Source organism: Lactobacillus sp. ESL0230, assembly GCF_003692805.1.
In the GTDB taxonomy this organism is placed as follows: domain Bacteria; phylum Bacillota; class Bacilli; order Lactobacillales; family Lactobacillaceae; genus Lactobacillus; species Lactobacillus bombicola.
In genome coordinates this window covers 99637-125035 of the sequence record NZ_REHI01000008.1, presented here as the reverse complement: position 1 = coordinate 125035, position 25399 = coordinate 99637, and the positions used below count along the sequence as shown (strand labels likewise).

The 25399-nt window shown below is 34.5% G+C and carries 21 protein-coding genes, 1 pseudogene and 1 riboswitch; of the genes and pseudogenes, 13 read left to right on the top strand and 9 right to left on the bottom strand.

Annotation, left to right across the window (positions count from 1 at the left end):
• Positions 1-243: 243 nt before the first annotated feature.
• The 3 genes from F5ESL0230_RS07130 to F5ESL0230_RS07120 are packed head-to-tail and all read left to right on the top strand — an operon-like array spanning position 244 to position 2737.
• Positions 244-1191, top strand: a complete 948-nt coding sequence (locus F5ESL0230_RS07130; protein ID WP_122022184.1) for an ATP-binding cassette domain-containing protein — start codon at positions 244-246, stop codon at positions 1189-1191.
• The gene (locus F5ESL0230_RS07125; protein ID WP_122022183.1) at positions 1188-1958 is read left to right on the top strand and encodes an ABC-2 family transporter protein; all 771 of its coding nucleotides are present in this window, start codon (positions 1188-1190) and stop codon (positions 1956-1958) included. The genes F5ESL0230_RS07130 and F5ESL0230_RS07125 overlap by 4 nt, the downstream gene beginning before the upstream one ends.
• A 2-nt stretch (positions 1959-1960) precedes the next feature.
• Positions 1961-2737 carry an ABC transporter permease gene (locus F5ESL0230_RS07120; RefSeq protein WP_122022182.1) on the top strand — a complete coding sequence of 259 codons (777 nt, stop codon included), beginning with the start codon at positions 1961-1963 and terminating at the stop codon, positions 2735-2737.
• Positions 2738-2829: 92 nt separating this feature from the next.
• Here the strand turns inward: F5ESL0230_RS07120 and F5ESL0230_RS07115 are convergent, their stop codons facing one another.
• Positions 2830-4188, bottom strand: a complete 1359-nt coding sequence (locus F5ESL0230_RS07115) for an HD domain-containing protein (RefSeq protein WP_118897737.1) — start codon at positions 4186-4188, stop codon at positions 2830-2832.
• Between the two features lie 268 nt (positions 4189-4456).
• Here F5ESL0230_RS07115 and F5ESL0230_RS07110 point away from each other — a divergent pair, with 268 nt between their 5' ends.
• The 4 genes from F5ESL0230_RS07110 to F5ESL0230_RS07095 all read left to right on the top strand — a co-directional run bounded on the left by F5ESL0230_RS07110 (position 4457) and on the right by F5ESL0230_RS07095 (position 8596).
• Entirely contained in the window at positions 4457-4861 is a 405-nt protein-coding gene (locus F5ESL0230_RS07110; RefSeq protein WP_122022181.1) for a DUF1934 domain-containing protein, read from the top strand.
• A 45-nt stretch (positions 4862-4906) separates the two neighbouring features.
• Positions 4907-5464, top strand: coding sequence for a DNA-directed RNA polymerase subunit delta (rpoE, locus tag F5ESL0230_RS07105; RefSeq protein ID WP_118907028.1), 558 nt, complete (start codon positions 4907-4909; stop codon positions 5462-5464).
• A gap of 127 nt (positions 5465-5591) precedes the next feature.
• Positions 5592-7211, top strand: a complete 1620-nt coding sequence (locus F5ESL0230_RS07100; RefSeq protein WP_122022180.1) for a CTP synthase — start codon at positions 5592-5594, stop codon at positions 7209-7211.
• 110 nt (positions 7212-7321) lie between these two features.
• Positions 7322-8596: a UDP-N-acetylglucosamine 1-carboxyvinyltransferase gene (locus F5ESL0230_RS07095; protein WP_122022179.1), complete on the top strand. Its 1275-nt coding sequence runs from the start codon at positions 7322-7324 to the stop codon at positions 8594-8596.
• A gap of 603 nt (positions 8597-9199) precedes the next feature.
• On the opposite strand, the gene F5ESL0230_RS07090 is transcribed toward F5ESL0230_RS07095, so the two are convergent.
• Positions 9200-10615, bottom strand: coding sequence for a C69 family dipeptidase (locus F5ESL0230_RS07090; protein ID WP_122022178.1), 1416 nt, complete (start codon positions 10613-10615; stop codon positions 9200-9202).
• 117 nt (positions 10616-10732) lie between these two features.
• Between F5ESL0230_RS07090 and F5ESL0230_RS07085 the strand changes: the two genes are divergently transcribed.
• A complete protein-coding gene (locus F5ESL0230_RS07085) occupies positions 10733-11563 on the top strand; it encodes a phosphotransferase (protein WP_122022177.1) in 831 nt (276 codons plus the stop codon).
• 237 nt (positions 11564-11800) lie between these two features.
• Positions 11801-13377 (top strand): annotated as a pseudogene (locus F5ESL0230_RS07080) (ATP-binding cassette domain-containing protein).
• A 175-nt stretch (positions 13378-13552) separates the two neighbouring features.
• On the opposite strand, the gene F5ESL0230_RS07075 reads toward F5ESL0230_RS07080, so the two are convergent.
• On the bottom strand, positions 13553-14842 hold the full coding sequence (locus tag F5ESL0230_RS07075) for a nucleobase:cation symporter-2 family protein (RefSeq protein WP_122022176.1): 1290 nt from the start codon (positions 14840-14842) through the stop codon (positions 13553-13555).
• Complete coding sequence (locus F5ESL0230_RS07070; protein ID WP_122022175.1) at positions 14842-15420, bottom strand: xanthine phosphoribosyltransferase; 579 nt, start codon at positions 15418-15420, stop codon at positions 14842-14844. Before F5ESL0230_RS07070 ends, F5ESL0230_RS07075 begins: the two co-directional genes overlap by 1 nt.
• Before the next feature lie 74 nt (positions 15421-15494).
• A riboswitch (purine riboswitch) is annotated at positions 15495-15592 on the bottom strand.
• Between the two features lie 181 nt (positions 15593-15773).
• On the opposite strand from F5ESL0230_RS07070, the gene guaA reads away from it, so the two are divergent.
• A complete protein-coding gene (gene guaA / locus F5ESL0230_RS07065; RefSeq protein ID WP_199692503.1) occupies positions 15774-17330 on the top strand; it encodes a glutamine-hydrolyzing GMP synthase in 1557 nt (518 codons plus the stop codon).
• Between the two features lie 154 nt (positions 17331-17484).
• On the opposite strand, the gene F5ESL0230_RS07060 is transcribed toward guaA, so the two are convergent.
• From F5ESL0230_RS07060 to rpe, 5 genes are all read right to left on the bottom strand, one after another.
• Positions 17485-18267, bottom strand: coding sequence for a helix-turn-helix transcriptional regulator (locus F5ESL0230_RS07060; protein WP_122022174.1), 783 nt, complete (start codon positions 18265-18267; stop codon positions 17485-17487).
• A 151-nt stretch (positions 18268-18418) separates the two neighbouring features.
• Positions 18419-19102 carry a hypothetical protein gene (locus tag F5ESL0230_RS07055; RefSeq protein ID WP_122022173.1) on the bottom strand — a complete coding sequence of 228 codons (684 nt, stop codon included), beginning with the start codon at positions 19100-19102 and terminating at the stop codon, positions 18419-18421.
• A 502-nt stretch (positions 19103-19604) separates the two neighbouring features.
• Positions 19605-20621, bottom strand: coding sequence for a LacI family DNA-binding transcriptional regulator (locus tag F5ESL0230_RS07050; protein WP_122022172.1), 1017 nt, complete (start codon positions 20619-20621; stop codon positions 19605-19607).
• A gap of 67 nt (positions 20622-20688) precedes the next feature.
• Entirely contained in the window at positions 20689-21183 is a 495-nt protein-coding gene (gene rpiB, locus F5ESL0230_RS07045) for a ribose 5-phosphate isomerase B (protein ID WP_122022171.1), read from the bottom strand.
• 2 nt (positions 21184-21185) lie between these two features.
• A complete protein-coding gene (rpe, locus tag F5ESL0230_RS07040; protein ID WP_122022170.1) occupies positions 21186-21836 on the bottom strand; it encodes a ribulose-phosphate 3-epimerase in 651 nt (216 codons plus the stop codon).
• Between the two features lie 366 nt (positions 21837-22202).
• Between rpe and F5ESL0230_RS07035 the strand changes: the two genes are divergently transcribed.
• Genes F5ESL0230_RS07035 through F5ESL0230_RS07025 form a run of 3 tightly spaced genes read left to right on the top strand, consistent with a single transcriptional unit; the run spans position 22203 to position 25384 of the window.
• Entirely contained in the window at positions 22203-23156 is a 954-nt protein-coding gene (locus tag F5ESL0230_RS07035; protein ID WP_233551663.1) for a sugar phosphate isomerase/epimerase, read from the top strand.
• 33 nt (positions 23157-23189) lie between these two features.
• Positions 23190-24563, top strand: coding sequence for a PTS transporter subunit EIIC (locus F5ESL0230_RS07030; protein ID WP_122022168.1), 1374 nt, complete (start codon positions 23190-23192; stop codon positions 24561-24563).
• 29 nt (positions 24564-24592) lie between these two features.
• Positions 24593-25384, top strand: a complete 792-nt coding sequence (locus tag F5ESL0230_RS07025) for a DeoR/GlpR family DNA-binding transcription regulator (protein ID WP_147440877.1) — start codon at positions 24593-24595, stop codon at positions 25382-25384.
• Positions 25385-25399 lie beyond the last annotated feature (15 nt).

Below are 25399 nucleotides of genomic sequence, written 5' to 3'. Positions count from 1 at the left end.
TATCGGGCTACTAAGTAGTTTGATACTTTTTTATTTTTGATTCATTAAATAAAAAATAAAAATAACATTGATAATTTAATAATGCTTGCATATAATTAAAATGTTTATATTAATTAAAGCGAAAATAATTAAGGTTTACATCAATAAAAATATGACAGATTGCTAATATTTTTTTTCAATTGCTATCTAAAAGCAGAGTTTATTTAATTTATGAAGAAAAATATTAATAATGGAGAATAATAAATGATTGTTGAAACCAAAAACCTTTATAAAGAATACCAAAAAGTAGTATCAGCCACACTATTTCATAAAAAATACCAGCAAATTCTAGCTGTCCATGATGTTTCCTTTCAAATTAAAGCAGGTGAACATGTCGGCTTGGTTGGCTTAAATGGGTCGGGTAAATCTACTTTGATTAAAATGATTCTTGGTATTTTGCAACCAACTAGCGGTAAAGTAGAAACCTTTGGTTGCGTGCCAGTAGATAATCGTCAAAAAAATGCTCTGAAAATCGGGGTGGTCTTTGGGCAAAGAAGCCAATTACGCTGGGATTTACCGGCGATGGATACTTTTCGTTTAAATCAAGAACTTTATCAAGTACCACAAACAAGTTTTGAGCAGCGAGTAAGGGAGTTATCTCAGATGCTTGATGCGAAAGATTTTCTCTTTCAACCAGTGCGCAGCCTTAGTCTGGGGCAACGAATGAAAGTTGAATTTATTGCAGCTTTAATTCATGATCCAGATTTAATTATTTTGGATGAACCCACGATTGGCTTAGATGTTTTAAGTAAGAATAGCATTGTTCATTTTTTAAAGACGCTAACTAATAAAACAATTATCTTTACGTCACATGATTTGGATGAGGTAGAAAAAGTTTGTTCACGTACAATTATTCTCAATCAAGGATACCTAGTTTTAGATAAGAGTAGTCAAGAGCTAGCTAATCTTGATGTACCAGCTACAATCACATTTACTAGTAAAAAGAGCCGGTACAATGATTTACAAAAAAATTGGTCACAGTTGCAATTGCTTGAAAATGGCAACTATCAACTTAGTGGGATTAGTCATAACGAAATTATGGCTACTTTGAGTAAAATTACGGCTAAAATTCCAATTGATAATATTGAAGTCAAAAGTGGGAAATTAGAGTACCTTCTCGCCCATGTCGGTAAAGCAGGTGAACGCCAATGAGTTATCGCATGATGTTGCTCAAGCTTGGGCTAAAAAAAGGCTTTTCATCGAAATATATTTTGCTTTTTTATCTTTTTTCTTCACTAATTTCAATTGTGGTGCAATATTTTTTATGGCAGGCTGTTTTAGTTAATCGTTCACTAACAGAATTTAAGCAAACACTAAGCTATCTTATTTTAATGCAACTTTTGAGTATTTTGTTTCCTAAGTCAAGCTATGATCTTAATGATCAAATTCGTTCAGGCGATATCGCACTTGATTTATTAAAACCAGTATCAATTGTTACCCAATTATTTTGGGAAAGTTTAGGTTATTCTATCACCAAGTTAGTAATCGTGGGGGGAGTTGATCTTGCCCTTTACTTTTGGGTGCTGGATTTTCAATTCAACTTACTGGCAGTTTTGTTAGTGCTAGTTACAGGTGTTTTAGCCTACATTTTATATTTTGAGCTAGAATTGATTTTGGGTACTTTTACTTTTTATACCTATAGTATCTGGGGGATTGCCACTTTCAAGGAAGCCCTACTTTTGATCTTGGCGGGTAATGTTTTTCCAGCTTACTTTTATCCGCAAGTATTAAAACAGGTAGCGTCCTATTTGCCTTTTCAATATTCATTTAGTGCGGTCGGCATGCTAGCGCAAACTCCTTCTTGGCAATTATTTTTACAGATTGTCGTAATTCAAATTGGTTATATCATATTTTTGATATTGCTATTCAAGGTTCTCTTCAAGTGGTCCAGCACTAAAACTGTTATTCAGGGAGGTTAACCATGCGCTATTTGAAACTATTATTGACTTATTTAAAGGTAAACCTTAAATCACTTGCCATTTATGATTTAGACTTTTACTTTGCAATTTTAGGAATGATAATCCAAAATGGATTAAATATTGTGGCGCTACGTTTTATTTTTAACCTTGTGCCACGAATTAAGGGATACAGTTTTGAACAATTGCTATTAACCTATGCTTTAGCCACTTTATCCTGGGCCATATTTCGCTGTTTTTTTATTAATACCCTTAATATTGCTACTTATATTCATAGAGGCAGTCTTGATACAATTTTAATTAAGCCCGTCAATCCCCTCTTTCAAATAATTAATGAGCGGGTTGATGAAGATTCATGGGGCGATTTATTGGTTGCACTTTTATTATTAATTATTGTTGATTTCCAATTAAATAATCCTTGGTATATTACAGTGATGTTTATTTTTATTGCGCTATTCACGTCGTTAATTTTCTTAAGTCTGGCAGTTTTAGGCAATACCGTCGCTCTATTTTCTAATGGTTTGGCTGATTTGGCAGAAACCACTTTCGACTTCTTTGAAATGAGTAAGTACCCTTTGACAATTTATTCAGGATTATTAAAAGTGATAATGACTTTTATTATACCGATTGGCTGGGTAGCTTCTATTCCACAAGAACGCATTGCAGATAAACACGAATGGGGCTGGTTAGTTATCATTCCGTCAGTTTGTTTACTTTATTTTGTTTTAGTTTATCAGCTCTGGCGCTTATTTTTACGTAAATACCAGAGTACGGGTAGCTAAGTTCTAAAATTTTGAAAGCCTAACTGTTTACTTAAAATTTAAAATAAGCTGAATTAAGTAATTTAAAGTCCAAATTAAATTCAGCTTATTTTTTATTTTCGGGGTTTTCTTAAATAACGTAAGGTTCCATTTTTAATATAGCGTTGAAATTGCTGGTAAAGGGGATCGAAAATTTGTGGTTCATCACTATTCGACATCATAATTTTAGGAAAAAAGAAACGTTCATCACCTTGTAAAGTTCCGTTAAGAGCGCGTACAAGAGGGCTAAGTTGGGATAACTCAATCAATTGCCCATCGTCTTGCATGATTTCAATTTGGCTATTAGCATTTTTACCGCTAGGCTTGTAAGCATCATACGGCTCATCAAAAGCGGAGTTGGTGTCCGTGTAATAGGTGGGATCAAAGCCCGCTTGTTTAATTAAGTCCTTGAGCTTGGGTAAGAGATTTTTGGTTTCGACGTCAATCCGGATACTGGCAAACGGTTTACGAAATAAATAAAGATTTGCTAAATCAGCTAGAATTGGGTCATTTGCATCGGTCCACATTAAAAAATTGGTTTCCATCACTCCATCATCTAGTTTAAGATAGTCGTTTAGTGTCCAACTATCTGCTAAAAAATTAGCTAGTTCAGGCGTTACTGGTAAAACTCCTTTGTGGTAAATGATTTTTGCCCGTTCTAGTAAGTGCTGGAGCATTACTTCCATTGCACGACCGACGCGGTGAAAGTAAACTTGTTGGTACATCTGGTAACGCGAGACTATGTAATCTTCTACTGCATGCATGCCTGACATGCTGAAACAAATCCCACCGCTAAATGGTCTGATCTCTTGTAAAATACGAGACAGATCAAATTCACCATAAGTGACACCGGTAAAGTAGGCGTCACGTTTAAGATAATCCATTCGATCAGCATCCGCTTGACTAGAAATCAATTTTACTACTTGGGGATTAGGATAAGTTTTAGCAATTACACTGGCTACTAGTTCAGGGAAATTAGGTGCAACTTGGCGTAATACTTGATTAACTTCAGTGTTCGGGTCGGTAATGATTTTTTGACCAATTTTTTCATGATCAGTGCCAAAAAGGTGTTCAAAAGTGTGTGAATAGGGCCCATGACCAATATCATGAAGTAGCCCCGCACATTCAACTAATAAACGATTATTTTCATCCCAGAGCCCGTCGCCTGAACGCTGAGTGGGATATTTTTGGGCAAAGATATTACAAATTCGTCTAGTTAATTCGTAAACTCCGGCGTTATGTTCAAAGCGAGTGTGTGTTGCACCGGGAAAGACATAAGCAATCGGCCCCAACTGTTTAATTCTACGCATACGCTGAAATTCTTTAGTGGCAACTAGGTCTTGGATTACTTGGTCTTCAATATGAATGTATTCGTGAACCGGATCACGCAGTACAATTTCTTTAGTTAATTTAATATTTTGAAATTTAGGCATATGGGACCTCAGATCTGGTTAACTAAGTAGTTAAAAAACGTATATATCTTAATTATAACAAATTTCTAGTAATGCAGGCTAATTGAATTCTATTCCCAGCTCCGTTGATTAACTGTAAAGTGAGCCTAGCAGAATTTCTAGCTAAAAAAAAGAAATTAACTTATAATAAAGCAGAATAAAAGCTTTAAAAATGTGGTTTAGAGTAGCTAATTATAAACTATTTTTAAAGGCTATAAACAGTTTGGCAAGGGAGAATTTAAATTAAACAATGACTAGAGTAAAAGTTAACTTTACCAGTACAATTGTTCAAGAAAAAGAAAGTGAAACATTTACTAAAACTAGTGTGGGTGAATTGATTAAAATTGGAGAGGTTACTAGAGTTTCATACTTAGAAGATGGTCAAGTACCGGTTAAGCTTTTAATTAAGCCTAATGATGTGATTATTAAGCGCAGTCAGGACAGTGCTAATTATTCACAGTTACATTTTGTTTTAAACGAACAACGAAATTGTCGATATGTAGCGCAAGGTTATCAAATGGATTTAAAAAGTATGACTAATTTAATTAAATTTTTCCCTAAAATTGATGGTTCACAAGAACTTCGAATTGAATATAACCTCTTTAGTGGTCTATACTTAATAGGTAATTATACCGTCACATTGATTTTTACTTAAACGCCTAGTAAAATGGAAAAGATTGACAAAAGAGAGGAATGCATTGTGGGATTAAACGACTTTAAAGACAAAAATCGCAACGAATTATCAATGATTGAAGTTGCTCGCGCAATTTTGGAAGATAACAATAAGAGAATGGCCTTTGCTGATATTGTTAATGCTGTGCAAAAGTTTTTGGGTGAGAGTGACGAAGAGATAAGAGAACGTTTGCCTCAATTTTATACAGACATGAACACTAATGGTGAGTTTATCTCTATGGGAGAAAATATTTGGGCACTACGTTCGTGGTTTCCGTATGAATCAGTTGATGAAGAGGTTAATCATCCTGAAGATGAGGATGAAGAAGATACTCGTACGCATCATAAGAAGGTTAATGCCTTCTTAGCTAGCGCTACTGGTAGTGATGACATCATTGATTATGATAACGATGATCCTGAGGATGAAGATTTAGATGCTGCCCCTGCTGATGAAACTGATTTTGTTGCGGATGACGATGATTTCACTGATGCAGCTGATGATGAGGATGAAGATTTACCAGACGGTATCGAGGGACAATTATCAGAATTAAATGATGATGAGGATGAAGATGAAGAAGACGAATAATTTTCTTGACTTCAACAATAAAAATAGATAGTATTTTATTTGGGCACCTTATGTGCGTTTATGCTCCCGTTAGGGAGCTTTTTTTATTTTATGGGTTAATTTTATTTTTGCAAAAGGAGTTTGGCTAATGACAAAATATATCTTCGTTACTGGCGGTGTGGTTTCTTCGTTGGGAAAGGGCATTACTGCTTCAAGCCTAGGACGGTTGTTAAAGAATCGTGGTTTAAAGGTAACAATGCAAAAGTTTGATCCTTACATCAACATTGATCCAGGGACTATGAATCCATATCAACATGGGGAAGTTTTTGTAACTGATGATGGAACAGAAGCTGATTTGGACTTAGGACACTATGAGCGCATGGTTGATGTGCGGACCAGTAAATATTCAAATGTCACTACTGGGAAAATTTATAAAGAAGTTCTAGAAAAAGAGCGCCGTGGTGATTACCATGGTGCTACTGTGCAGGTTATTCCGCATATCACTGATATGATTAAACAAAAAATAATGCGTGCAGGGCTAACAACTGATTCTGATGTCGTTATTTCTGAAATTGGTGGAACGGTTGGAGATATTGAATCAACACCTTTTATGGAAGCAATCAGACAGATGCGCCGTGAAGTTGGTAAAGAGAACGTAATGTATATCCATTGTACCTTAGTACCATATTTGCATGCCGCACAAGAAATGAAAACAAAACCAACCCAGCATTCAGTTGCTGAACTTCGTAGTATTGGTATTCAACCTAATATGTTAGTTTTACGAGCAGAAAGGCCAATTAATCAAGAACACAAAGATAAGATTTCGACTTTTACTGATGTTCCAGTTGACCGAATTATCGAATCAATTGATGCACCATCACTATTTGATTTGCCATTGGCCTTTAAAGAACAAGGAATGGATCAAAAAGTTTGTGATTTTCTTAATCTCAAGAGTCCTAAGCCTGAAGCTGATATGACAGAATGGATTCGACTTGATGAACGGGTTAAAAATTTAAAGCATACAACTAAAATTACCTTAGTTGGTAAATACGTTGAATTAGAAGATGCATATATTTCAGTGACTGATGCCTTAAAGCATGCGGGATATGCCTATGATACTAATATTGAAATTCAAAAAGTCCAAGCAGAAGATATTACTGCAACTAACATTGCCGAATTAATGGAAGGCAGTGATGGGTTAATTGTTCCTGGTGGGTTTGGAACACGAGGGCTCGAGGGAATGATTACTGCAATTAAATATGCTCGTGAAAATGATATTCCTTTCTTGGGAGTTTGTCTTGGGATGCAGATGGCAACAGTAGAATTTGCTCGAAATGTTTTAGGCTATCAAGATGCTAATACGGCTGAAGTAGACCCAGAGGCTGCTCATAATGTAATTGATATTATGGCTGATAAGCGTGATGAAGAGAATATTGGGGGAACTCTACGTTTAGGTCTTTATCCAACAGCATTAAAGTCAGGTACTAAAACTGCTGCGGCCTATGATAATCAAGAAGTGATTCAAGAGCGTCATCGTCACCGTTTCGAATTTAATAATGAATATCGATCAGAATTTGAAGCTGCTGGTATGACCTTTGCTGGCGTTTCACCTGACAATCATTTGGTTGAAGTAATTGAACTATCAAAAAATAAGTTTTTTGTTGCAGCACAATATCACCCTGAATTCTTGAGTAGACCCCAAAGACCTGAAGGATTATATAAGGCATTTATTGGTGCAGCCAGTGGTTTGCCAGAAAAAGAACTTTAATAAAATTTTTTTATTTTTAATGGAGAAGACAAAGGTCTTCTCTTGTTTTTTCTGGTAAATTCCTTTAACATTATTATGATTAAATGAAATAGAAAAGGATTTTTTCGCCAATGAAGCAAATGATAATTCATGGTGGAAAGCCCCTACAGGGTGATGTCTGGATTGGTGGTGCTAAGAACTCAACGGTAGCCTTAATTCCGGCATCTATTTTGTCGCGTACACCAGTTACTTTGGAAGGCGTTCCAAGGATTGCAGATGTTGACAACTTAATGGATTTGCTGAGTGAAATGGATGTTGAAAGTGAATTTCACCAAACAACTTTGCACATTAACCCAGAAAACATTAAGATGAGTCCATTACCAAGTGGTAAAATTAAGAGTTTGCGTGCGTCGTATTATTTTATGGGTGCACTTCTTGGACGCTTTGGTAAGGCTGTTGTGGGCTTCCCTGGCGGGGATGATATTGGTCCCCGCCCAATTGACCAACATATTAAGGGTTTTGAAGCACTTGGTGCGTGTGTAAAAAATGAAAATGATCAAATAATAATCACAGCTCCGTCTGGTGGCTTGGAAGGTGCTCCAATTCACCTGGAAATGCCATCGGTTGGAGCAACTATGAATATTATCATGGCCTCAGTTACGGCCCATGGTCAAACTATTATTAATAATGCTGCCAAAGAACCAGAAATAATTGATTTAGCTACTTTTTTAAATAATATGGGTGCAATTATTCGGGGGGCTGGTACTGATTCAATAAGAATTGAAGGGGTTGAGCTCCTCAAAGCCAGAACGCCCCATACTATTATTCCTGATCGCATTGAAGCAGGTACTTATATTTCATTAGCAGGATGTATTGGTAATGGTATTTGCATACATAATATTATTGAAGAGCATTTAGATTCTTACCTTGCTAAGGTTGAAGAAATGGGACTCGTCATTGATGCAGATGAAGACTCACTGTTTATTTATCCGGCAGGAGAATTGAAAATGACCCAGATTAAAACCGATGCCTACCCAGGTTTTGCAACTGATTTGCAGCAGCCGATCACGCCGCTTCTTCTTTCTGCTAAAACTGGTGAAGGCGTAATTATTGATCGCATATATCCTAAAAGGATAGGTCACATTGAACAGTTACGTAAAATGGGTGCCAATATTAGTGCGGAAGATAATGTTATTTTAGTTCACCCTACTGATGAACTTCATGGTGCAACAGTTTCAGCAGGCGAGATTCGCGCTGGTGCTTGTCTAATGTTAGCTGGGTTAATGGCTAATGGTGAGACAGTTATTAATAATGCTGGTAATATTTTGCGGGGTTACGACCGAGTACAAGAAAAATTGCGATTACTTGGTGCTGATGTCACTATTCAAGATGTGGCAGATAAATGAGCTTAATCAATAAAAAAGTGGTACTTTTATTGGCAATTCTTTGGATATAATTTAAGTATGAGCTAGTTAATAATTTTGTTGCAGTAAGTATTAAATACACAAAAAGAAAATACAGTAAGTAAAACCGTTTAGTTTTAATTAACTAAGCGGTTTTATGGTTAAGCTTGAATTTAAGATTTTAAACTTAAAGAAAATAGTTTTACGATAGTTCCGCCTTGTGGTTATTTACAAATGGTGAAAAGCAATCCCAAAAAGCACAACTTTATTTTCAAAGTTTTGCTTTTTTGCATTTATGAAACGGGAATATTTACAATCAATCAAGATACAATATAATTTTATCAAATAAGGTGAGGGCTGTTGATAAGCAAAAATAAAGTTTACTTTTAATATATAACTTTTTTTATTTATTTTCATCTGTATCTTTTTTAGTAAAGATTGAAGTCAATCAAATGATTAAAAAATATAGATTGAATGGGCAAAAAAAGAATGTGGCATAAAAAAGGCTTTATCCCGATTTTCATCGGGATAAAGCCTTAAGATAAATGATTTATAGTTAAAATTTAAGTTTAAGCGGTAATTCACAAATTACTTTTTACTTATATCTTAATCTAATAAATCGAACTTCAATGTGGCTAAGTTGTGTCCTTCGTTAACCATGTTGCCGAGCAACTCAATTGTATTGTTGTAAACTTGGTCGGCCATCTTTTGATTAGCTTCTGTTAGGGCATCTTCAACTGCTTTACCTGAAAGTCCAGCGACTTTTTTATCAGTTTCATGTTGAATGAAGTGGCACTCAGCTAACGATTTTTGCTCAAAATCATTTTCTAATTCACCGTAAACTTTAAAGTTAGTGTCACCAAGTTGAGCAGTTAGCTTGTTTAGCCAGAAAATCTTGTTCAAGTCAAACTTAGGACCGGTTTGGAAGCTAGCTGGTGTGTCATTAACGTTGGTGTAGAATGGGACAAAACTGTTAAAGGTATTTGGACCAAAGCAAAGCCATTGAACACCAGCGATTTCTTCTGGTACATCGTTTCTAACTTGTAAAATATGTGTTTCAAAGTTACGGTTCAAAGCAATTGGCCGAAAAGCTTTCTTTTGTTCAGGCGTACCTTGATCGCCGTATGGATCAAATGGGGTATCTTGGTAGTGTGAACTTTCAACAAAGCAAATGTCCTCGATACTAATCTTGCGGTTAGCATGACAAATGAATGGTTGATCTTGATCGCTTGGCTTGCCACCAAATTCTGGATCAAAATAATTATGGACATACCAAGCCCGTGGATTATTATAATGAGCATCTTTAATAGTTGAACTACCAAAGATGTGGCGCATATTGTAACCGTCACGATCAGGATTTAAGTGGTAAGTGTCAATTAATTCTTCTAGTTGCGTATCAGCCATAAAGCCATCTTGACCAAAGTGAAATTCGTCAATATTTAAGCGGTTAGGGGCAACTACGTAAGCATCATCTGGAATTCGGCGGGCAATCCAGTGGTGACCGCCAATTGTTTCCAGGTACCAAATTTCATCGTGGTCAGCAAAAGCCATCCCATTCATTTCATAGGTACCGTATTTTTCTAGCAGGTAGCCAACACGCTTAACACCTTCAAGGGCGCTATGGATATAAGGCAAAGTTAGGGTAACAAAATCTTCTTCACCAAGTCCGCCTACACTAACTAGTGGATCAATTCCCTGAATACGGGAATTTGTTGTAATTGTTTCAGTCGCAGTCATCGCAATGTTATCGGAGTTGATTCCGGCTGCTGCCCAAATACCACTTTCACCAGAAACATCAGGTGCGCTGGTATAACGCATAGGAGTTTCAGCTAAATCTTTATCATCAATTTTTTGGTGACTGATGACACTTTCATAGTGTTTAGGTTGTTTTTCAGGGGTAATAACTTCAAACCCTTCTGGAATAATGGTTCTACCACCATCTTCACTGCGGGCAATCATAGTTGAACCATCAATACTGGCATTTTTACCAACAAGAATGGTTGTACATTCTGCTTTTTTCATAAATATTGTCCTTTCAAAGTTCTTAAGGTATATTGTATTAAAAAATGGACATTAATTGCAAAAAAATGGTTGATTTTTAGGAGAAATTATAGTTGTTTTTGTCGAGGGTAACTAGTAATGGAAATTAAACGGTTGTTAGAGCAAAGGTTGCAGGCAAAACTAAGGGTAATTAGTCATCAGTCGTTTAATCGCACTTTTGTTGGTTTTAGTCAGCAGTATCAGCAGTCAGTTTTTGTTAAAGTCTTTTTACAAGAGCGTAATTGGCTAACAGAAAAAGCAGTTAACGAACAACTTAATTCAAGGGTTCTTGCAGCTTTTAAAGTTGATGTTGAACCGATTTTGTATGTGTTAGTGATGACTGATATGGCACCAGCAGATATTGTCGTACCAGTTTCAAAATCATTGGCCTTTTTAATGGGTGAGAAGTTAGCCACATTTCACGCTCAAGTGCGTCCTTTTGCGGGAATTAGACAAGATAGTGAGCCTTTTATTAAAATTCATCAAAGAATTAAGCAGTTGCGTAGTGGTTCCATGCGCAATAGATTAATTAAAATCTTTAAGTACTTTGTGCACGATCAAATTATGATTGAAACAGAGCTACTTAACTCCAGTACAGTTCTACACGGTGATGTGGGTGTACGTAATTATCAGCTTGTCTCTAATCAGCTGGTATTAATTGATTATGAAAAAGTACAGTTGGGTGTTAGTTACCAAGATTTTATTAAGCTATTTTATCAGGATTTTAAACTGCAGCCAGAATTAATGGCCGCTTTTATGGAGGGATATACACTCAAGTTATCTGAACCTAAAATTAGCCAGTTAATGCAAGCTTTTTTACTTTTTAAAACAGCTTGTGGCATTATGAGTTATACTGACAAAATTGAGGATCAGCCTTTTAAGCAGATTGGGGAAAAGATGTTAGTAAAAGTAGAAGAAGATTTACTCTAAAGCTTAATTAGATTTTTTAATAAAAACTAGTTTATTTAAGAGGCAGAAAACAAAACCCCCATAATTAGGATGCTAAATTATGGGGGTTTGTTTGATTAAATTATCTAAACAAGACAAAAGTGAAATTGTGATGTAAGCAAAAAAATATTGTTAAATCTATTATTCGAGTATATAATAAATTATTATTAATTTGTTATTAAAATTAATTAAAAAATAGTTAATAGGAGAAAAGAAGCAATGATCTTTAAAAACTATTCGCATTTTAAATTCTTTTTACTTAATGTCTTTGGTTTTATTTACAGCACGGAAAATGTCATTATGGCCTACATGGTAGGATCACTGATCAATATGGCTGCAGCCAAGCAATTTGCTAAGTTACCTTGGTTGATTATTCAAGTCTTAATTGCACTAATTTTAGTCTTATTGGCTCACTTAAGCTTTAACTATTTAAAGGCGGATGCAATTAAGCAAACTAATATTAAACTAAGAAGGCAGACACTTAAAGGGATGCTTGCTAGTCCCAGTGAGGATACTGCCAACCTAGGTTTTTTAACTAATGATTTTAAGTTGTTAGAAACAAATCGTTATGAAGCAGAGATTTCTATTTTAACTTATTTTTATATAGTAATTTTGGCCTTATCATATGCCCTGTACTTAAATCCTATTTTAACCGTCATATTTTTTGCAGGTTCATTGCTTCCTATGCTTGTTTCTAATCTGCTTCAAAAGCCAATTCAAACCGCTGCTGATGAATGGACTAAGGCCAATGATCAATATGTTAATCAGACCAAGAACACACTAGCAGGAACTAGGACATTAAACCTTTATGGTCAACAAAATAACGCTGTTAAGCGAGACCTAAAAGTAATTAATTTATTAGAAACCAAGTTGGCAAGAATGAATATCTTGAAAAACAATACGAATGCCTATCTTAATCTCATTGCTATGGGTGGTTCTTACTTAGTTCCCTTTGCTATAGGGATTATGCTAGTAATCAAGGGTTTTACCACTTTAGGTGCACTTTTTGGCATTATTCAGCTTTCGAATTCTTTTGTTAACCCAATCTTACAAATTCTTAGTGAACGCAATAATTTATCTACAACCAAGGGAATTGTTAAGCGCATTACTCAGTTCGGTCAAAAGGCTGCTACTTATCCTCAAACAACGAGTATGACAGCAAATTTAGTAGAATTGGAGGTTAAGGATTTGTCTTTAATCCGACAAGGCCAGCAGTTAGCTAGCGATATCGACTTGACAATTGAGAATGGTCAAAAAATTGCAGTTATCGGACCATCTGGAGCCGGTAAGTCAACTTTATTACAGTATTTGTTATATGGTGACTATGGTCAAGCTAGCAAGATTTTACTCAATCACCAGCAAGTAGACGCGGGGGCGTTTACTAATCTTTTTGCTTACTCAAGTCAAAATGCCGTAATTTTTGCTGACACTTTACTCTTTAACTTAACTTTAGGCGCTGACATTGCGCCAGACAAAATAATGGCCGTTTGTCAGGGTGTTGGTCTAGCTAAGCTAATTCAAGAAAAAGGGCTAAACTACGGCCTAGGTGATAATGCTGATCAATTGTCAGGCGGCCAATTATCTAGGATTGAACTCGCGCGGGCAATTTTGGCTCAGCGTCAGATTCTTTTACTCGATAAGTCAATGCTTCTCTGGATCAAGTAACCTCCAAGCAGGTTCATGATTACCTCTTCGCTTCTGATTTGACTTTTATTGAGGTAATTCATCACTATAAACCAGCAGACCTGGCACGTTATAATCAGGTAATTGATTTTAATTCATACCTTTCTTCGTAGCGACTATGTTTCAGCGAGTATGACTAATTTTTGAAGTAACCGCTTAGTCTAGGATGCAAATTAAGTTGAGTATGTAAAAATTTACGGCAATAGTTTTTATTAAAATGGCACTCCTTTTCTTTATATAGAAAAAAAGTGCCATTTTGCGATGGATAATAGTATAGCTATAATTTGGTTAGCTACTAATTTTTTTAGAATTTGCACCATTGAGTAGTAAGTTTAAGATAGTAGCCGATAAACTGGTAATCACAATACCATTATTTAGGAAAAGTTGAATTGTTGCAGGTAAATTATGGAAAAATTGTGGATAAATAGTAACACCTAGTCCCAGGCCAATTGAAATAGCAATAATTAAAATATTATTGTTATTACTTAAATCAACTTGGACTAAAGTTTTAATGCCCTGAACGGCAATCATGGTAAACATTACTAGCATGGCCCCACCTAATACTGGTGTTGGAATAATGGTGACGAGAGCGCCAACTTTGGGTAGCAGTCCCATCGTCATCAACAATCCAGCGGCCCAATAAATGGGGCGTTTAGTTTTAATGCCTGACAATTGTAAAAGTCCAACATTTTGCGAAAAGGTCGTGTAAGGAAAAGCGTTGAATAAACCACCTAGGATTTGAGCGAGTCCTTCTGCCCGATAGCCTTTTTTAAGATCATCTTCTGAAACTTGATGCGTGATCAAATCACCCGTGGCAAAGAAGACGCCAGTTGATTCAACCATTGAAACTAAGGCAATGATGATCATTGTTAAACTGGAAGACCATTCAAAATGAGGCGCTCCAAAGTAAAAAAGTTGCGGTAAATGAAACCAGGATGCTGTAATTACTGGGGTAAATGAAACTAGACCTAGGCACGCAGCAATAAGTGTGCCGCTAATTAATCCTATTAAAACTGAAACTGATTGTAAAAAGCCTTTTGTCCAAATTTCTAAAGCTAAAATAATGAACATAGTGCAGAAGGCAAGTAATAAATTTTGACTACTACCAAAATCCTTAGCAGTAGCATTTCCTCCGCCCATATTTTGAATGGCAACTGGGATTAAGGTTAGACCAATTGTGGTAATTAAGGTACCGGTGACAACAGGGGGAAAGAATTTTTTGATTTTGGCAAAAACCCCAGCAATTAAAATTACGAAAATGCCGGCAATAATAATGGCCCCATACATATCATTAATTGAAAATTTGCGACCAATCATTTGTAAGGGAGCAACCGCCTGAATAGCGCAGCCAAGAATTACAGGAAAGCCAATACCAAAAAAGCGATTAGTAATTAACTGTAAAAGAGTTGCCAACCCACACATAAAAATATCAATTGAAACTAAGTAGGTCATTTGTTCAGCGTTGAATTTTAGAGCTGTCCCAATTAAAAGTGGTACTGCGACTGCACCAGAATACATTGCTAACAGATGTTGCAGCCCAAGGACGGCGGCTTTTTGTTGACTGACTTCTTTTTGCATTAATTTTCCCCTACAAAATGTACTTGATTATCAGCTAAACTAGCAATGTTTGCTAAAGCTTCAAGTTTATAGCCATGTTTTTTAATCCAAGTGCTACCGCCTTGAAAAGACTTAGCTACGACTACGCCCACGCCAGCTATTTCCGCATAGGCTTGATGAGCAATATTAATCATGCCCTTAACGGCTTCACCATTAGCTAGAAAATCATCAATAATTAATAAACGGTCGTTGGAATTGAGAAATTTTTGTTCAACACAAATTTGGTTAGTGGTTTTCTTGGTGTAAGAATAAACATCTGCCCAATATACTTCATCGTTAAGTGTCGAGGGCTTTTTTTTACGGGCAAAGACCATGGGTACGTGTAACTCATAGGCAGTCATTACCCCGGGCGCGATTCCTGAAGCTTCACAAGTTAAGACTTTGGTGATACCGGCATCTTTGAAAAGATGAGCAAATTCTGTTCCAACGGCCATCATTAATTCAGGATCAACTTGATGATTTAAAAATGAGTTAATCTTTAGGACATTTCCGGGTAAAACTTCGCTATCGTTGCGAATACGATCTTCCAGCAATTTCATACTTTTCCTCCTAAAACAAAAAGGTCTTTTCTACCAAAACTATGGTAAAAAAGACCAATAAGACAGTGACACTGCGCTATTTGTACTTGATCCATAGTTCAGAATTCACGGTTCTGAGTAGAGACTGCCGACCAGATTACGGCAATATATAGACATAATACTTGCTTGTGTATGCATTCTAACAAAGTAAATTTAGTTGTGCAAGATTAAGGGGGATTTTAAAAATAAATTAGTTCAGGCATATATCGATATAATTTTTGAGAAAAAATTTTTTACTTAAAAAGTAGTTGACCCCACCTTAAATTCTTAGTACAGTTTAGATGATTTGATATTTAATTAGCAAAGGAGCCAGAATGTCAGTGAGAAAAAAGATTCATGATTTTGATGAAATTATTGTTTTAGACTTTGGTAGTCAATATAATCAACTAATCACGCGGCGCTTGCGTGATTTTGGCATTTATTCTGAACTATTACCGCACGATCTTAGCTTAGAAAAAATTAGACAAATTAATCCTAAGGGCATTATTTTTTCCGGTGGTCCTAACAGTATTTATGATGACAATGCTTTAAAGGTTGATCCTAAAATTTTTGAATTAGGAATTCCTATCTTAGGTATTTGCTATGGCATGCAATTAATGTCGTCTTATTTAAACGGTAAAGTTGAAAAAGCTGATAATTCTGAATATGGTAAAGCTGACATTCAAGTAGAAGATGCAAATTCGGTTTTATTTGATGGCTTACCAAAAGATGAATTTGTTTGGATGAGTCATGGTGACTTAGTTAAGCAGGCACCAAGTGGTTTTAAGACAATTGCTTCAAGTAAAAATTGCCCGATTGCGGCGATTGCTAATGAACAAAGCAAGTTTTATGGCATTCAATTTCATGCTGAAGTTCGCAATACTGAATATGGCTTAGATATTTTGCGTAATTTTGCTTTCAAAGTCTGCAAAGCTAAAGCTAACTGGTCAATGGCTGATTTTATTGAGATGGAAATTGCCAATATTCAGCAGACAGTTGGTGATAAAAAGGTAATATTAGGCTTATCTGGTGGGGTAGACTCTAGCGTGACGGCTACTTTGTTACATAGTGCAATTGGTGATCAATTAACTGCCATTTTTGTTGATCACGGGATGTTGCGCAAAAATGAAGGTGACGAAGTGATGGCCGCCTTGAATCGTGATTTAGGTGTGAACATCGTGCGGGTAAATGCCCAAGAGCGCTTTTTAACTAAATTAAAGGATGTAACTGATCCCGAGCAAAAGCGTAAAATCATCGGTAAGGAATTCATTGAGGTTTTCAACGAAGAAGCGCAAAAGATGCATGAGGTTGACTTTTTGGCGCAGGGTACACTCTACACTGATGTGATTGAAAGTGGCACCAATACTGCACAGACAATTAAATCCCACCACAATGTCGGCGGTCTGCCTCAGGATATGCACTTTCAACTAATTGAACCATTACGAAAATTATTTAAGGATGAAGTGCGTCAGCTTGGTGAAGAATTAGGGATTCCGCATGACTTAGTTTGGCGTCAGCCGTTTCCTGGTCCTGGTCTTGGGATTCGGGTGTTAGGTGAAGTTACTGCACCTAAATTAGAATTAGTACGTGAAAGTGATGCCATCTTACGTGCAGAAATTAAAAAGGCTGGTCTAGAAGAAGACGTCTGGCAATATTTCACAGTTTTACCAGGAATTAAATCAGTTGGCGTCATGGGCGACGAGCGGACTTATGACTATACGATTGGCATTCGGGCAGTAACTTCAATTGATGGGATGACAGCTGATTTTGCGCGCTTGCCGTGGGATGTCTTGCAAAAAGTTTCAACGAGAATTATTAACGAAGTTGATAACGTTAACCGCGTCGTTTATGATGTAACGAGTAAGCCACCTTCAACTATTGAATGGGAATAAAAGGTCATGTTAAGTTATGAGGAAATTTCAATTTAACAATACTTATTTAGAACAAGTTTTATGAAAAAGGTAAAAATTAATTTGGTTGTCTGCTCAAAGTCTACTAAATATAAAAGCACTTAATATAAAATTGAGTGCTTTTTAGTTTGTGTATTTATTTGATATTTTGGTAGCATTTTAAGATCATTGAAGAATAATTGCCTAACATGAAATTTCCATGAATTTTATTGATCCTGTCTAATCCTGATAAGAACAATTTTAAAGCAGTCGCGTATTTTGCTAAATCAAAATAAATCTTACCTTGTTGATATTGAATTACGTTAAGATTTTCAGACTGTGCATCACTAATGGTAGATGAATATTTATTTACTATTTTAAATATTTTAAAGGATTCTTTGTTTCTTCCTAACTGAAAGTAAATAACACCTAAAGAATTAAGTAATAGTAGTTCAATAGGATTTTTAGGAATTGGCTTTGAAACATTCATAGAGTATGAAATTGCCACCTCAAAGTAATGCTGGCAATCCAATAAATCATGCTTAACTTGATATATTGAACAGCTATAATAGTAATAATAAGTTTGAAAGTCTAGATTAGTATTAAGGGATGCAATAATATTTTGATCATCCAAATATTTAATAAGCTTAGTATATTTATGTTCTCTACATAATTTAAAGGTTGTATTTGCAAGATAAGTATTATTGCTAAAATTTAATTTTTCTTTTAAAAAAGCTTTATCAATAGATAAATTTAGCTTGCTACATATAGCAATAAAAATAGCAGTATTTGGTATATAGTCACCATGCTCGATACTACTTATCATTCCTTGTGAGCAAATTCCTTCGGCCAATTCTTTTTGAGAAAGCTTTTTATTTATCCGTTCTTGTTTAATTGTTTTACTTATTTTTTTAGAAATTACTTCTTCAAAGTTGTTCATAGTACTGTTTACTATAGCATATTAATCTTTAAAAGAAATCAAATTTCTTCCTCTGCTTGGGCTTGTAGTTTGATATTCTATTGCTTCATTAAAATTTTTGTAATTAAAAATTTGATTAATAGGTATAAATAATCTATTGTTTGAAATTTCATTATAAATCATTTTGTGCGACACTAATAACTTCGTCATTGTTCTGAATATGCTGATAAAGTTTGTCATTGATAGCACTGCCGACTAAATCGATAATAAGATTGTTCTTTTGCGCTGTTGCTTCAATATCTGGTTTTATATTATATTCATTAATCTTTTGTTTTAGGTAGTTTGCTGATAAAGTTCTTGCCTTGGGGATAAATGGCACTTTTGTGAATCGTGTTAATAATTGCATTAATACTAATCCTGTCACCGAATCGGCGCCATAAATAATTATCTGTTTAAATGTATTTTTAACGATTTTAAACAAACTGAGAGCTAGATCAGCTCCACCAATTAGTCCGGTAGCTTCTTCATTTGAAACATTATCCAAAATTGGAATAGTTAAAGGTGGGATATTTGAAGTTATTTTTTTTTGAAAAGTTCCCCACGGATTTAAAATTAATACACGTTTATTGAGAAGAGATGATGAACGTAGATTTCCGATTGCTACTACTGTACCTGTTGCACCATAGCCAAGAATTGATGGTAGTTTTGTGGGGACTTGACCATTAAGTTTTAATAAATCATATCTAAGCAAAGGAACAAAATTTGTTTTTACTTTAATAGAAATTGGTGAAAGAGGAATTGATGGTATTTCTTTAATTTGAGTTTTATTATATCCTGTTTGAATTATTGCTTTCATTGAATTTTCCTTTCAGTAATTGGATAATGAAAGTCTATACTGTTTTAAATAATTGTTCTAATTAGAATACTAATAATTACGGATGAATGTGTAATTAATCTAAGGAAAGTAAAAACATAATTTGGTTGGTAGTAAGAATATATAAATAAAATCTTTATATCAGCAACCTTACTCCTAGGATGTTAATCTTTCCTAATATTAAACGCATTATGATTAAAGATGTACTGACCATCATTTTGATGATCCATTTTATGAAGTACGAGTAGATGGTAGTAATTATGAAATAGTACAGGTAATTTTAGGAACATCTCTATATGAGAAAATGCAAATAGTGGTAATGGATTATCATATGCTAAGAAAATTTTTAAGAATAATACATTGGTGGCTTATTTAATGGTAAGGCAAGTGTACAAACTGTTATTTATGTATTTAAAGTGGCTGATAAAATTTATTATAAAATAAAAAATAGATACATATTTTGTACCTATTTTTATTTTGATAGTTATAACGTTGATCGTTCGATTAAACTAACTGGAATAATATCATGCTCTAACTTAGTATCTCCGCTTTTGATTGCTTTAATTAGATGTTGACTAGCTCGTGAGGCAATTTCTACGACATTTTGTCTAATGGTAGTAAGTTCGGGAAATGAATATTTGGCAATTGGAGCATCATCAAAGCCAATAATTTTTACATCTCCCGGAATATTTAAGCGAAGGTCGCGTGCAGAAACTAGAATATCGGCAGCTAGAGTATCGCTTGTAGCAAAAATGCCCAAAGGTAATTTTTGTTTTTGAACTAAACTTCGTAGGATAGTTCTAATTTCTAATCTTCGCTTATCTGAACCCTGTTTATAAACAGGGTTTAGGCAGAAAATTGAATTATCAATTTTACTGTTTAAATTAAGCGATTTAATAGTATTTTTAAAGCCCCGTATTCGATGCTTAATAGATGAAGAACCATCAATTACTGTAAATAGTAATGGTTGGGTATCAGCTTCAATTAGAGTTTGGGTAGCTATTTTTGCTCCAGTATAATGATCCGATCCCACATAAATTGTATCTTGATTTTTAGGTTCACGGTCAATACAAACAACTGGAATATCTCGGCTAAGAATTTTAGTATTAAAAGGATTATCACCGGAAATTACAATTAAGCCATCAATCTGTTTTGATTCTAACATTTGGAGGTAAGTCATTTCTTTTTGAGAATTACGTCCAGTGTCACAAATAATAGTGGAATAATTATTAGAAAAAAAGTTGTTTTCTATTTTTTCAACTAGTGAAGAAAAGAAAGTATTTGCTAAGTCCGGCACAATAATTCCAATTGTATTTGAGCGTTGCATTCTAAGACCTTTGGCAAAGCTATTAGTTTGATAATTATATTTTTTAATGGTTGCAAGTACGCGTTGCTTTGTCTCTTCAGAAAAGCGCCCATTATTGTTAATGACGCGTGAGACAGTTGAAGCTGATACACCACTTAATTTAGCGATTTCTTTGATAGAAACTTTATTACTCACGATTAATTTTAATTCTCCTAAATCATTAATTAATGTGAGCTATTATGACCAATCATTAATTAATTTTTTATATCTCAGTAATATTATTTTTTATTTTATCAAACTTTTGGTTATCGTGTGCATCTTCTGCAGCTAGTTCGTCAATTCGTCTTTGGTGCCTGCCACCTTCAAATTCTGCAGCTAACCAAGATTTTACAATCATTTTTGCTAATTCAGATCCAACAACACGTGAACCAAAAGCTAAAATATTTGAATTATTGTGACGTCTTGATAATTCAGCTGAATATGGGTCACTAACACATGCCGCACGAATACCAGGAACTTTATTAGCAGCAATTGAAATACCAACCCCAGTTCCACAAATGACAATTCCTAAGTCATAATTACCAGCAGCTACTTCTTCACCAACTTTTTTACCATAAAGCGGGTAATCAGTTCGTTTATTCGAATAAGTACCAAAATCATAAATTTCATAACCAAGTGACTTAACATATTCCATAATTACAGGTTTTAGTTCGTAGCCAACATGATCAGAACCGAATGCAATTTTTAAGTTTTTCATAATTATTCTCCTCGTAATTTTTTGATAATTTCAGAATAATTTTCTTGTTTTCCAAAAAGAGTTGACGTTCCCAAAATAAAACCATCGACACCAATAGCTGATAATTCTTTGATTTTTCCTGGTGAAATAGCGCCATCAACCATTAAAGTAAAATCTTTTTCTTGCTTTTGTTGTGCTAGATTTTTAATCTTAGGAATGACAAAATCTAAAAATTTTTGACCTGCAAATCCTGGATTGACAGTCATGACCATTACATAATCTGCAAGAGGTAATAGTTCTTTAATTGTTTCAATTGAAGTACCAGGATTAATTGCAATCCCGGGACGCTTACCTAAACTTCTTATTTTCAATAATGTGCTAGTAGGAATTGGATCTGCTTCTGGATGAATATAGATAATATCAGCCCCAGCATTACTGAATAAGTTAATATATTGATTTGGATTTTTAATCATCAAGTGAGCATCCATAGGTAAGGAGGTCAGGCTACGAATTGCTTTATAGTCTTCTAAACCTAAAGCAAAGTTAGGTACAAAAATACCGTCCATAATATCCATATGGAAAATATCAACGCCAGCTTTAATTAAATTAGAGACCTCAGATTTAATGTTGGCTAGATTAGCGCACATCATTGACGGACATAGTAATCGTTCCATAAATTATTCTCCTTTTTGAACAATCGTTTTCTCAGAAATGAATTTAACATTGAATTAAATAATAGTCAACCCGAACATTTTTGTTTGTTATATCAGCATATTCATAATTGCTATTTAGGTTGATGGTTGACAAATTAAAAAAGCATGCTAATATATCATTTAAATTAGAGAAAACGTTTGCTCAAAAAATATCAAGGAGGATTAACCAAATAAAAAGAAAAGTTAATTAATAACTAGCGTGTCTGTTTTGCAATTCATGATATTTTTTTATAATTTTTTGAAAAAATATGAAAAATAATTATTGAAATATGAAAATTATTGATTATAATTGAAAATGTAAACGATAACAATTATGGATAAGATGAAATGAAAGGAATCTATCACATGGAATTAAAATTAGCTACAAGATTAAATGCATATCTACCCCACTATAATAATGATCTGGAAAAAGTCTTTGAACAATTAGAAAAAGTAGGTATCAACTATGTTGATATTAATTTTCCACAACAAACTCTTGGCATTACTCCAGAACATATGAAAGAGATGCTTGATAAACATAATCTACAGCCAAATGGAATGGAGATGCGTTTTGAAACACACTATTTGACTGGAGATTTGGGTAATCCAGATGAAAAACTTTATCAAGATGCCATCAAAATGTGTAAAGAAGCCGCAGATTATTGCCATGCAATTGGTGGATCAATGATTAATATTTGGAGTGCGCATGATGGCTTTGATTATAGTTTTCAAATAGATTACGTTGAATATTGGAATAGAATTGTCAAAGCGTGTCAAGAAGTTGCAGATTATGCTCCTGACATTAGATGGAGTATTGAATATAAGCCATATGAACCTCGTGGCTATGCTTTCGTTGATAGTATGGGAATAGTAGAAATGATGCTCCATGATATTAACCGCAAAAATTTTGGAGTTTTACTAGATTATTGCCACATGTTGATGAAACATGAAAATCCAGCAATGGGTACTGCACTATTCTGTAGTAGAAAACAACTTTTTGGCGTCCACTTAAATGATGGATACGGAGTGCATGATGACGGATTAATGGTTGGTACAGTAACGCCTTTTAAGACACTTGAATTTTTATATTATATGAAAAAATATAATTTTGACGGCATGATTTACTTTGATACAGAACCTGTGAGAGAAGATCCTTCAGATGAAACAAAATCAAATATTGAAATGCTCAAGTATTTATTAGATTTACTTGATCAAATAGGTATGGATAAAATTCAGCAGGTTATTGACTCTAATGATGGAGTGAAGTCAAGAAATTTAATGCTCGAATTTTTACAAAAATAGATTTCTAATTTGTAAGTAAGAAGGTGCAAATCTATGGATTATAAAAAAACTGCGCAGGGAATACTTCAAGCAGTAGGTGGATCAAAAAATATCACAAATATGACACATTGCGCTACCAGACTAAGATTGACTTTGAAAAACGACAATGTAGATGATACTGAGGTCAAAGCAATTGATGGAGTAATAAATGTTGCCCGTGGAGGTGGTCAATATCAGGTTTTAATAGGTCTTGATGTTCCTAAAGTATACGATGCCTTTGAAAGTCTAGTGAACGGTTCAGGAAATACAAACGTTGAAACTAAACCAGAAATTCATGGTTTAAAAGATTGGATAAATAATTTGTTTACGGCTATTGCGGGAATATTTGCTCCATTATTACCGGCATTGGCAGGTTCAGGAATTTTATATGGATTATTACTTTTGAGTAGCCAGCTAGGATTAGTAAGTCAAAAAAGTGGTACTTTTGTGATTTTAACTGCTGCTTCTAAGGCAGTATTCTATTTCTTGCCAATTCTATTAGCTTTTTCCGCATCTAATCGGTTTAAAGTCAGTCCATATATTGGTGCTTTAATTGCGGGGGCCTTGTTATTCCCAGATTTTATCCAGCTGATGGGTAATCATGGTAATGGTGCGATGTCATCTTTTATGGGAATACCCGTAGTTTTAATGAATTATAACTCAACAGTTGTGCCAATTTTGATTTCCATTTGGGCATATTCATACCTATATAAATGGCTGGAAAAGCATGTCCCAGAAAATTTACAGTTAGTTATTACACCTTTAATTTCTTTATTAATAATGGTTCCATTAACAGTAATTGTTATTGGCCCATTGGGAGTATACGGCGGTCAAATTGTCGGTGATGCTGTCAATTGGCTAATTAAAAATGCCCCAATTCTTTGTGGCATTGTAGTTGGTGGCGGGTGGAGTTTCTTAGTATCTTTTGGTATTCATTGGGCGGTTAATCCAATCATGATTAATAATATTGCTACTAAAGGATTTGATTATATTTGCCCGTTGACGTTTGCTTGCAATTTTGCTGTTATTGGTACTGCCTTTGGCGTTTGGTTAAAAACGAGAGATAAAGAATTAAAAAATTTCTCTATAACTGGTGTCATTACAATTTGTTTATCGGCAATTATTGAACCAACTTTATTTGGTTTGTTAGTTAAAAACCGAAAGATTTGGTTAGCACAAATAATAGCTGGAGCAGTTGGTGGAGCTTATCTTGGTTTAACTAAAGTATTTACTACGGCATTTGTATTTGGTAGTGTAACTACTTTTCCAGCATTTATCTCTAAATCAGGTGGCAATTTTATTAATGCAATGATTGGACTTGGGATTTCTACAGTAGTAGGTATAGTTCTAGGGTTCTTAGTTACAAGTAGAGAAGAAAAATTGGCGTAGAAAATTTTTGATAGTATAATTGAAAGGAAGTGAAAGAGTTATTAAGTATTAGTTATGGAGAAAAATATTTGTTACCTGTTGAGAGACAAAACAAAATTTTAACAATTTTAAAAAATAATAAAATGATTAAACTTGATGAATTGCATCAACAAATTCCTGAAGTATCATTATCTACGTTAAGAAGAGATATTAAAGTTCTTGAAAAAAAGGAAAAGATTGAGTACCTTTTTGGTGGAGCGATTCAGCTAGTATCAAAGATTGGTGAAATATCTTTTATAAAAAAAGCAACGATGCATTTACAAGAAAAAGAAGAAATTTGTAAATTAGCTTCAAGCATTATTCAAGATCATGACACGATATATATTGATTCAGGATCGACGTGTACACTTCTTTTAAAGCAAATAGTTAATAGAAAAGTTGTTATCTATACTACTAATACACAGGTTTGTAGTATTTTAGGTGATTTAGTTGCTGATGTTGTTTTAATTGGCGGTAATTATAATGGTTTTACCTCGTCTTTGACTGGTTCCTTAACCGAGGCAACCTTAAAAGATTTACATTTTGACAAAGCCTTTTTTGGCATTAGTGGTGTAAATGTTGAAACAGGTTATATGACACCATCAATTGAAGAATCTTCTAAAAAAAGAATAATTAGTCAACGGTCGATTCAATCTTATATTTTATGCGATAGCAGTAAGTTTGGTGTGACATCAACAGTGAGTGCTTTACAATTAAAGGAGGCAACTTTGATTTCTGATCAGTTTGATAGTGAAATTGCTGAGGGTACGCAGATGATAGTTCCTAAGACTTTTAAGTCGTAAAAAGGGAGGATAAAT